We start from the raw sequence: 9,502 nt of genomic DNA, 5'->3' as shown, positions 1-9,502 counted from the left end.
CTGGCCGCCGGCGATCACCACCTCGGCATCGCCGCAGCGAATGGCCTGGGCCGCGAGGTKCAGGGCCTTGAGGCCGGAGCCGCAGACCTTGTTCAGGGTCAGGGCCGGCACCGCGTGGGGCAGCCCGGCGAGGATGGCGGCCTGGCGGGCGGGGTTCTGGCCGGAGCCTGCGGTGAGCACCTGGCCGAGGATGACCTCGTCGACCTGGGCCCCGTCGAGGCCGGTCTGGGCCAGCAACTGGCGGATCACGGCGGCGCCCAGCTCCGGCGCGGGGATGTTGGCCAGCGAGCCCTGGAAGCTGCCGACGGCGGTACGGGTGGCGGCAACGATGACGACGTCTTGCATGTATCAAGTCCTCGAATCAGCGGAGCAGATCAGTCTGTGACCGGAAGGGTTGCAATGGTCGCACAGCGAACGTGCGCCAACCAGTCACTCAGTACGTGGGCAGCCCCATGCGCCGTCGGGCCTTGTGCGCGGCGCTGTCGCGCATGGCCCAGCGCACCATGGAGGCGGTGCGTTGCACGCCGCTGTGCACCAGCGGTCGCTGCCAGGCGGGCAGTTCCAGGCCCAGCAGCCTTTGTGCCCAGTCGGGCAGCAGGGCGATCCCGCCCTGCATCATCAGGTGGCCGACCGGCTTGGCCAGGGCGCTGGGGGCCGGGGCGTTGCGCAGCAGGCGGACCACCTCGCGGGTGCGGTCGTCGCACAGCAGCTGCGGGCGCATCCGCTCCAGGTAGGCGGCGATGGCCTGGCGCGAGCGCGGCACGTCGCGGGCGCCCAGGCGTTCGGCCACCAGGGCGATCTCGTCGTAGTAGCGGTCCTGGTCGGTCGGGGAGAGGGTCGGGTCGAGGTAGGCCAGGTAGCCCTGGAGGAAGCAGCTGACTTCCGCCACGTGCACCCAGGTCAGCAGGTCGGGATCGCTGGCGGCATAGGGCCGACCATCCGGGGCGGTGCCCGTCACCTGCAGGTGGATGGTCTTCACCTTCTCGATCAGCCGCTCGGCATCCTCGCGGCCGGCATAGGTGGTACCGGAGATGAACAGGCTGGTGCGGCGCAGGCGGCCGAGCATGTCCTCGCGGAAGTTGGAGTGGTCCCACACGCCGGCCAGCGCCAGGGGGTGCAGCATCTGCAGCAGCAGGGCACTGATGCCGCCGGTCATCATCGAGGTGAAGTCGCCGTGTACCCGCCAGACCACGGAGTCGGGGCCGAACAGGCCGGGGTCGCCCCTGGGGTTCTCCAGGTCGAGCAGGCCGAGGGAGGCGCCGGTGAGGCTGTGGATCTGGCGTTCGATGCGGGTGCGTATGAGGTTCATGGCGGGCAACGCTACAGCGTACTCGCGCTCCGCTACAAGCAGCGGCATCTCGCAGGCCCGGTGCCGGAATGAAAACGCCCGACCGCCTTGCGACGGCCGGGCGCGGGTGGAGCGCGGTCAGCGGTGGAGGCGGGCGTCGATCAGGTTCTGCACGACCGAAGGGTCGGCCAAGGTCGAGGTGTCGCCCAGGTTCTCCAGCTCGTTGCAGGCGATCTTGCGCAGGATGCGCCGCATGATCTTGCCGGAGCGGGTCTTCGGCAGGCCGGGGGCCCACTGGATCAGCTCGGGCTTGGCGAAGCTGCCGATCTCCTTGCTGACCAGGGCGAGCAGTTCTTTCTTCAACTCCTCGCTGGGCTCCAGCCCCTTCATCGGGGTGACGAAGGCGTAGATGCCCTGGCCCTTGAGGTCGTGGGGGTAGCCCACCACGGCGGCTTCGGCCACGGCATCGTGCAGCACCAGGGCGCTTTCCACTTCGGCGGTGCCGATGCGGTGGCCGGAGACGTTGATCACGTCGTCGACGCGGCCGGTGATCCAGTAGTAGCCGTCCTCGTCGCGGCGGGCGCCGTCGCCGGTGAAGTAGTAGCCGGGGTAGGCGGAGAAGTAGGTCTCGATCATCCGCTTGTGGTCGCCGTAGACGGTGCGGATCTGGCTCGGCCAGCTGGCCTTGATGGCCAGGACGCCGGAGCCGGGGCCTTCGATCTCGTGGCCCTTCTCATCCAGCAGCACCGGCTGCACGCCGAAGAACGGCCGGGTGGCGGAACCGGGCTTGAGGGCAGTGGCGCCGGGCAGGGGGGTGATGAGGATGCTGCCGGTCTCGGTCTGCCACCAGGTGTCGACGATGGGGCAGCGGCGCTCGCCGACCACGTTGTAGTACCACTCCCAGGCTTCCGGGTTGATCGGCTCGCCGACGCTGCCGAGCAGGCGCAGGCTGCTGCGGTCGGTGCGGCGCACCGGCTCCTCGCCTTCGCGCATGAGGGCGCGCAGGGCGGTGGGCGCGGTGTAGAAGATGTTGACCTTGTGCTTGTCGATCACCTGCCAGAAGCGCGAGGCATCCGGGTAGCTGGGCACGCCCTCGAACACCAGGGTGGTGGCGCCGTTGGCCAGCGGGCCGTAGACGATGTAGCTGTGGCCGGTGACCCAGCCGACGTCGGCGGTGCACCAGTAGATGTCACCCTCGTGGTAGTCGAACACGTACTTGTGGGTCATCGCCGCGCCCAGCAGGTAGCCGCCGGTGGTGTGCAGCACGCCCTTGGGTTTGCCGGTGGAGCCGGAGGTGTAGAGGATGAACAGCGGGTCTTCGGCGTCCATCCATTCCGGTTCGCAGGCCTCGGCGGCGCCTTGCAGGGCCTCGTGGTACCAGAGGTCGCGGCCTTCCACCCAGCCCACCTCGCCCTGGGTGCGTTGCACCACGACCACGGTGGACACGTCCGGGCACTCCTTCAGCGCCTTGTCGACGTTCTGCTTCAGCGGCACGTACTTGCCGCCGCGCACGCCTTCGTCGGCGGTGATCACGGCACGGCAGTCGGCATCGAGGATGCGGTCGCGCAGGGAGTCCGGGGAGAAGCCGCCGAACACCACCGAGTGCACGGCACCGATGCGGGCGCAGGCCAGCATGGCGTAGGCGGCCTCGGGCACCATCGGCATGTAGATGCACACCCGGTCACCCTTCTTCACGCCCCGCGCCTTGAGCACGTTGGCCAGGCGGCAGACGTTGCTGTGCAGCTTGCGGTAGGTGATGTGGGCGGATTCGGTGGGGTTGTCGCCTTCCCAGATGATCGCGATCTGCTCGGCGCGGGTGTCCAGGTGGCGGTCGATGCAGTTGTAGGCGACGTTCAGCTTGCCGCCCTTGAACCAGCGCGCTTCGCCCTTGGCGAGGTCGCTGTGGTGCAGCTCGTCCCAGGGTTTGAACCAGTGGAGGAAGCGGGTGGCCTGCTCGCTCCAGAAGGTCTGGGGCTCATCCACGGATTGGCGATAGAGGCGCTGGTAGGTGTCGTTGTCGATATGGGCGCGTTGGCGCACGTCTTCAGGCACGGGGTGAAGGCTGATCTCGTACATGGCGAATTCCTTGTTGTTGTTTGCCGAGATGGCGACAAGGTTGCCTGCAACGCCGGGCCGCCTTCAAGGGGCGCGAAGGGGCTTGTAGGGATATTCCAGCTGGGCTGCGACCACGTCTGCAGTGGCGCTGCCGTAGCGTGCGTCGATGGCCTGCAGGGCTTCGTCCAGTACGGCACCGGGCAGGGCCTGGGGGGCAGGCAGTTCGACGGTGTCCTCGGCTTCGGCGGCATCGGGCAGCAGCTCCAGGCCGTGGAGGCTGGTGACGGGCGTGCTGGCGCTGCCCACCACGCGGGTGCGGAAGGTCCGGGCCCAGGCATCCACCTGCAGTGCCAGGGCCGCTTCGTCCATCCCGGGGGCCAGCGTCACGGCCAGGGTCTCCTGGCGCCAGGGCAGCAGCCAGTTGCCGGCGGCGGTCAGGTAGCCCCGGGGGCCGAGGGCGAAGCCGAGGCTGTGGTGCTCGGCGGACCAGCGCTCCACACCGATCTCGCGGCCGACGGCGTGGGCCTTTTCGTCCCCGGCGATGGCCGCCACCAGGGCCAGGGAGGCGGGCAGTGCAGCGCTGACGCCGGAGGTGGTGACGAGGTTGCCGTCGGCCAGGTAGCGGCGGTCCTCCTGCCACTGGGTGCGCGGGTAGTCGGCCTGCCGTTCGTCGCGGGAGTACCAGTGCCCGGTGGCCCGGCGGCCGTCCAGCAGGCCGGCCTGGCCCAGCACCAGCACGCCATCGCAGATGCCGACAACGGTGGCGCCCCGTGCCGCCTGTTCGGCGACGAAGCGGGTGAGGCGCGGGTCGTCGCTGTGGTGCACGGCAGGGACGATGAGATAGTCCGCCCCGTCCGGGTAGCGCTGTTCGAAGGCATCGACGGTTGCCTGGGCGCGCATCCGCAGTGCCGGCATCAGCTGCACGGGGCCGGGCTGGGTGGACAGGGCGATCACCTCGCCCACCTGGGCGCGGCTGAGTACCGAGAAGGGCACGAGGAGATCCACCAGTTCGGTCATGCCGTTCTCGGCGACCACAGCGATCACCGGCTGCGTCCGCCCGAAGCGGGGGTGGTAGGGCGGCAGGGCGTCGTCCGCCAGGGCCGGGGTGGTTAACAGCAGGCTTGCGAGGATCAGCAGCAGGGTGCGCATGGGTGTTCTCCGTCAGTGGGTCACAGTCTGCGGATCGGCAGACTGTCGTGAATGACGTCGATGGGTGAATATCTGCCAACTTTTTCCGTCTGTTCCGAGGGGTGTGGCATGGCCGGCCATCAGGTGGTGCTCGTGGTGTTTCCGGACTTCCAGCTGCTCGATGCGACCGGGCCGGCGGAGGTGTTCGCGGCGGCCAGCGAGGCACTGCCCAAGGGCGAGGGCTATGCCCTCAGGCTGCTGTCGCCCGAGGGTGGGCTGGTGCGCTCCAGCACGGGCCTGGCGCTGATGACGGAGCCCCTGCCGGCCGCCGATGAGCTGGCCGGGGCAACGCTGCTGGTGGCGGGTGGGCATGGCGTGCAGCGTGCGATGGGTGGGGGCGCGCTGGCGCGCTGGTTGGCCGCTGTGGCGCCTGCCGCCGCACGTTGCGGCTCGGTGTGCACCGGGGCCTTCCTCTTGGCCCAGGCAGGCTTGCTGGACGGGCGGCCGGTGGTGACCCACTGGCGCTATGCCGAGCTGCTGCAGCGCCTGTTCCCTCGGCTGCAGGTGCTGCAGGAGTCCCTCTTCGTGGAGGCGGGCCGCATCTACAGCTCGGCTGGCGTCACGGCGGGCATGGACCTGTGCCTGGCCCTGGTGGAGGCGGATCACGGCCGTGAGCTGTCATTGCAGGTGGCCAAGGGGCTGGTGATGTACCTGCGGCGCCCGGGTGGCCAGCGCCAGTTCAGTGCGGAGCTGCTGGCCCAGCAGGCCCGGCAGGGCAGCCTGGCGGAGCGGCTGGCGGACTGGGTGCGGGGGCACCTGCGGGAGGCGCTGGATGTGGAGACGCTGGCGGCGCAGATGGCGGTGTCGTCCCGCACGCTGCACCGGCATTGCCTGGATGAGCTGGGGATAACGCCGGCGCGGCTGGTGCTGCAGCTGCGGCTGGAGAAGGCCTGTCGGTTGCTGGAGGCGGGAGAGGGGGCGTTGAAGCGGGTGGCGCTGGAAACCGGCTTCGGCAGTGAGTACAACCTGCGCCGCGCCTTCGTCCAGGCTCTGGGGGTAACGCCCAGCGAGTACCGCGAGCGCTTTTGCCGCTGACACCCCGCCGCGCTGGGCGGCGGGGTGCTTCGATCAACCGCGGTGACGGCCGCGGAAGAAGTCGATCAGGCCCTGGGTGGAGCCGTCTTCGGCGGGGTTCTCTTCGCTGCCCACCAGGCGCGAGTAGACCGCCTTGCCCAGCTCCTTGCCCAGCTCCACGCCCCACTGGTCGAAGGCGTTGATGCCCCACAGCACGCTCTGCACGTACACCTTGTGCTCGTACATGGCGATCAGCGCGCCCAGGCGACGGGGGCTGATGCGCTCCATCACCAGGGTGTTGCTGGGGCGGTTGCCGGGGATGACCTTGTGCGGCGCCAGGCGCTGCACTTCGGCTTCGTCCAGGCCCTTGGCGCGCAGTTCGTTCTCGGCCTCCTCGCGGGATTTGCCGAGCATCATCGCCTGGCTCTGGGACAGGCAGTTGGCGAACAGCCACTGGTGGTGGTCGGCCACCGGGTTGTAGCTGGACACCGGGACGATGAAGTCCGCCGGGATCAGGTGGGTGCCCTGGTGCAGCAGCTGGTGGTAGGCGTGCTGGCCGTTGCAGCCGACGCCACCCCAGATCACCGGGCCGGTGCCGGCGGTCACCGGGGTGCCGTCCTGGCGCACGCTCTTGCCGTTGGACTCCATGTCCAGCTGCTGCAGGTGGTCGGTGAAGTTGCGCAGGTAGTAGTCATAGGGCAGGACCGCATGGCTGCGGGCGCCCCAGAAGTCGTTGTACCAGACGCCGAGCAGGCCGAGGATGACCGGAATGTTGCGTTCGAAGGGGGCGGTCTGGAAGTGCTGGTCCATGCTGTAGGCGCCGGACAGCAGCTCCTTGAAGTTGGAGATGCCGATGGACATGGCGATCGGCAGGCCGATGGCCGACCACAGCGAGTAGCGCCCGCCGACCCAGTCCCACATCGGGAAGATGTTCTCTTCGCGGATGCCGAAGGCCAGCGCGGCCTCCTTGTTGCTGGAGACGGCGATGAAGTGGCGGTACAGCTCCTGCTCACTGCCGCCCTGGGCCAGGTACCAGGCGCGGGCGGCCTGGGCGTTCTTCAGGGTCTCCAGGGTGCCGAAGGACTTGCTGGAGACGATGAACAGGGTGGTCTCGGCGTTGAGCTTGCAGGCCAGCTCGCGGAATTCGCTGCCGTCGACGTTGGCCAGGTAGTGGCAGCGCACGCCCTTCTGGGCGAACGGCAGCAGCGCTTCGGACACCAGCTGCGGGCCGAGGAAGGAGCCACCGATGCCGATGTTCACCACGTCGGTGATGGGCTTCTCGGTGTAGCCGCGCCACAGGCCGTTGTGCACGTAGCCGACCAGCTCGGTCATCTGGTGCAGCACGCGGTGCACCTCGGGCATCACGTCCTTGCCGTCCACCCGCACCTTGTCGCCGATGGGCCGGCGCAGCGCGGTGTGCAGCACCGGGCGTCGCTCGGAGGCGTTGATCATCTCGCCGCGGAACATGGCCTGGATGGCTTCGCCCAGCTGGGCCTCCTCGGCGAGCTTCACCAGCAGGGCGAGGGTGTCGGGGCGCAGCAGGTTCTTCGAGTAGTCCAGCAGCAGGCCGCAGGCGCTGAGGCTGAAGCGCTTGAAGCGCTCGGCGTCGTCCTGGAAGGCCTGGCGCATGCTGAACCCGGCGAGCTCCTCGCGGTGCGCGCGCAGGGCGCTCCAGCTGTCCAGGCGGGTGACGTCGAGCGGTGTCAGGTGGTGGTTCATGAGGTGCCTTTCAAACAGTGATCGAGGGTATGAACACTAAAAAGCCCGGAGTGTTCCGGGCTTGGAGTCTAGCGTGTGGGCGTCAGGCCACCTGGACGGGAATCGCATTGCTGGTGTGGCTGAGCTCGTTGCCCGGGGCCATGTACAGCATGCGCGGCTTGAAGTTGGCCAGCTCGGCCTCGCTGTAGTGGGCGTAGGCGCAGATGATGACGCGGTCGCCCACCTTAGCCTTGTGCGCGGCGGCGCCGTTGACCGAGATCATCCGCGAGCCGTTCTCGCCACGGATGGCGTAGGTGGTGAAGCGCTCGCCGTTGTCGACGTTGTAGATCTGGATCTGTTCGTACTCGCGGATGCCGGCGAGGTCGAGCCACTCGCCGTCGATGGCGCAGGAGCCTTCGTAGTCGAGGACGGCATGGGTGACTTCGGCACGGTGCAGCTTGGCCTTGAGCATGATGGCGTGCATGGCGTTTTCCTTGTTTATCCGGTGGGCCCTCGGGCGGGGCCCTGCACGGGTCAGGCGTTGTCGTCGAGGTTGAAGGCGAGGTTGTCGATCAGCCGGGTGTTACCGAGGTAGGCCGCGGCGAGGAGCACCAGGTGACGGTCGCCGGGCTGGGCGGTGCGCAGGGTATGCGATTCGCGCAGCTCCAGGTAGTCGGGACGCAGACCGGCGCCGGCGAGGGCGCTACGGCCTTCCTCCAGCAGGGCGGCATGGTCGCTGCGACCGGCGCGGACGCCCTCGGCCAGCTGGCGCAGGGTGGCGTAGAGGGTCGGGGCGATGGCGCGCTGGGCGGCGTCCAGGTAGCCGTTGCGAGAGGACAGCGCGAGGCCGTCCTCGGCACGGACGGTGGGCTCGCCGATGATCTGGATGGGCATGTTCAGGTCGCGCACCAGCTTGCGGATCACCGCCAGCTGCTGGAAGTCCTTCTCGCCGAACACGGCCAGGTCCGGCTGGACCATGTTGAACAGCTTGCTGACCACCGTGGCGACGCCTTCGAAGTGGCCCGGGCGACTGGCGCCACACAGGCCCTCGGAAACGAGGGGGACGTTGACGCGGGTCTGGCCGTCCATGCCGTCGGGGTACATCTCTTCCACGTCGGGGTGGAACAGCAGGTGGCAACCGGCGGCCACCAGCTTCTCCTGGTCGGCGGCGAGGGTGCGCGGGTATTTGGCGAGGTCTTCGCTGGGGCCGAACTGCAGCGGGTTGACGAAGATGCTGGCGATCACGAAGTCGGCGCGCTGGCTGGCCTTCTCCACCAGGGCGACGTGGCCCGAGTGCAGGTTGCCCATGGTGGGCACGAAGCCGATGCGCTTGCCTTCGCTGCGGGCACGGGCAACGGCCGCGCGCAGTTCACGGACGGTCTTGACGGTGATCATGCGGCGAATCCGTGCTCGGCGGCGGGGAAGGTGACGTCCTTGACGGCGCGTACATAGGCGGCGAGGGCGCCCTGGATGCTGGTCTGGCCTTCCATGAAGTTCTTCACGAACTTGGGCGTGCGGCCGGTGAGGGACAGGCCGAGCATGTCGTGCAGGACCAGCACCTGGCCGTCGGTGGCGCTGCCGGCGCCGATGCCGATGACCGGGATCTTCACCGACTGGGTGATTTCAGCGGCCAGTTCGCTGGGCACGCATTCCAGCAGCAGCATGGCGGCACCGGCCTGTTCCAGGGCCATGGCGTCGGCACGCAGCTGGCGCGCCTGGGCTTCCTGGCGGCCCTGCACCTTGTAGCCACCGAGGATGTTCACCGCCTGGGGGGTGAGGCCGAGGTGGGCGCAGACCGGGATGCCGCGTTCGGCCAGCAGGCGGATGGGCTCGGCGAGCCAGGCGGCGCCTTCGAGCTTGACCATGTGCGCACCGGCCTGCATCAGCGCGGCGCAGTTGGCGAAGGTCTGCTCCAGGGTGGCGTAGGCCATGAACGGCAGGTCGGTGATGATCAGCGAGCCCTGGTTGCCACGCTTCACGGCGGCGGTGTGGTAGGCCATGTCGGCGACGCTGACGGGCAGGGTGCTGTCATGGCCCTGCAGGACCATGCCGAGGGAATCGCCCACCAGCAGGACGTCGGCGCCCGCCTGGCTGGCGGCCTGGGCGAAGGTCGCGTCGTAGGCCGTGAGCATGGCGATTTTCTCGCCTTTCTGCTTCAGCTCTTGAAGGGTGGTCAGGGTCACATCAGGCATGAAAACGTCCTCATCGGTACCGATTCTGCACCGGTACGGGGCAACGGGACGCTTATAGTCCCGATGG

9 protein-coding genes are annotated in these 9,502 nt (G+C 68.7%); 1 reads left to right on the top strand and 8 read right to left on the bottom strand.

Annotated elements, in window-relative coordinates:
* The 4 genes from SZ55_RS06870 to SZ55_RS06855 form a co-directional block, all read right to left on the bottom strand.
* Window positions 1-345, bottom strand: a 345-nt coding sequence (locus SZ55_RS06870) for a beta-ketoacyl synthase N-terminal-like domain-containing protein (protein WP_044403359.1), incomplete at its 3' end; no start/stop codon positions are given.
* Window positions 346-433: 88 nt separating this feature from the next.
* Entirely contained in the window at window positions 434-1,309 is an 876-nt protein-coding gene (locus tag SZ55_RS06865) for an oxygenase MpaB family protein (RefSeq protein WP_044403357.1), read from the bottom strand.
* Between the two features lie 117 nt (window positions 1,310-1,426).
* On the bottom strand, window positions 1,427-3,364 hold the full coding sequence (gene acs / locus SZ55_RS06860) for an acetate--CoA ligase (RefSeq protein WP_044403355.1): 1,938 nt from the start codon (window positions 3,362-3,364) through the stop codon (window positions 1,427-1,429).
* 63 nt (window positions 3,365-3,427) lie between these two features.
* Window positions 3,428-4,492 carry a DJ-1/PfpI family protein gene (locus tag SZ55_RS06855; protein WP_044403353.1) on the bottom strand — a complete coding sequence of 355 codons (1,065 nt, stop codon included), beginning with the start codon at window positions 4,490-4,492 and terminating at the stop codon, window positions 3,428-3,430.
* A 108-nt stretch (window positions 4,493-4,600) separates the two neighbouring features.
* Here SZ55_RS06855 and SZ55_RS06850 point away from each other — a divergent pair, with 108 nt between their 5' ends.
* On the top strand, window positions 4,601-5,566 hold the full coding sequence (locus SZ55_RS06850; protein ID WP_044403352.1) for a GlxA family transcriptional regulator: 966 nt from the start codon (window positions 4,601-4,603) through the stop codon (window positions 5,564-5,566).
* A 33-nt stretch (window positions 5,567-5,599) separates the two neighbouring features.
* On the opposite strand, the gene pgi is transcribed toward SZ55_RS06850, so the two are convergent.
* The 4 genes from pgi to panB form a co-directional block, all read right to left on the bottom strand.
* Window positions 5,600-7,264, bottom strand: coding sequence for a glucose-6-phosphate isomerase (gene pgi, locus SZ55_RS06845; RefSeq protein ID WP_044403350.1), 1,665 nt, complete (start codon window positions 7,262-7,264; stop codon window positions 5,600-5,602).
* Between the two features lie 82 nt (window positions 7,265-7,346).
* Window positions 7,347-7,727, bottom strand: coding sequence for an aspartate 1-decarboxylase (gene panD, locus SZ55_RS06840; protein ID WP_003457244.1), 381 nt, complete (start codon window positions 7,725-7,727; stop codon window positions 7,347-7,349).
* A gap of 50 nt (window positions 7,728-7,777) precedes the next feature.
* Window positions 7,778-8,638, bottom strand: coding sequence for a pantoate--beta-alanine ligase (gene panC, locus SZ55_RS06835; RefSeq protein ID WP_044403341.1), 861 nt, complete (start codon window positions 8,636-8,638; stop codon window positions 7,778-7,780).
* Window positions 8,635-9,435 carry a 3-methyl-2-oxobutanoate hydroxymethyltransferase gene (gene panB, locus SZ55_RS06830; RefSeq protein WP_044403339.1) on the bottom strand — a complete coding sequence of 267 codons (801 nt, stop codon included), beginning with the start codon at window positions 9,433-9,435 and terminating at the stop codon, window positions 8,635-8,637. Before panB ends, panC begins: the two co-directional genes overlap by 4 nt.
* Between the last annotated feature and the right edge of the window lie 67 nt (window positions 9,436-9,502).

Origin of the sequence: Pseudomonas sp. FeS53a, from assembly GCF_000931385.1 — a bacterium.
Taxonomy (GTDB): Bacteria; Pseudomonadota; Gammaproteobacteria; order Pseudomonadales; family Pseudomonadaceae; genus Metapseudomonas; species Metapseudomonas otitidis.
Note: the sequence above shows the minus strand (reverse complement) of the source record. Positions and strands in the feature narration are given on the sequence as shown.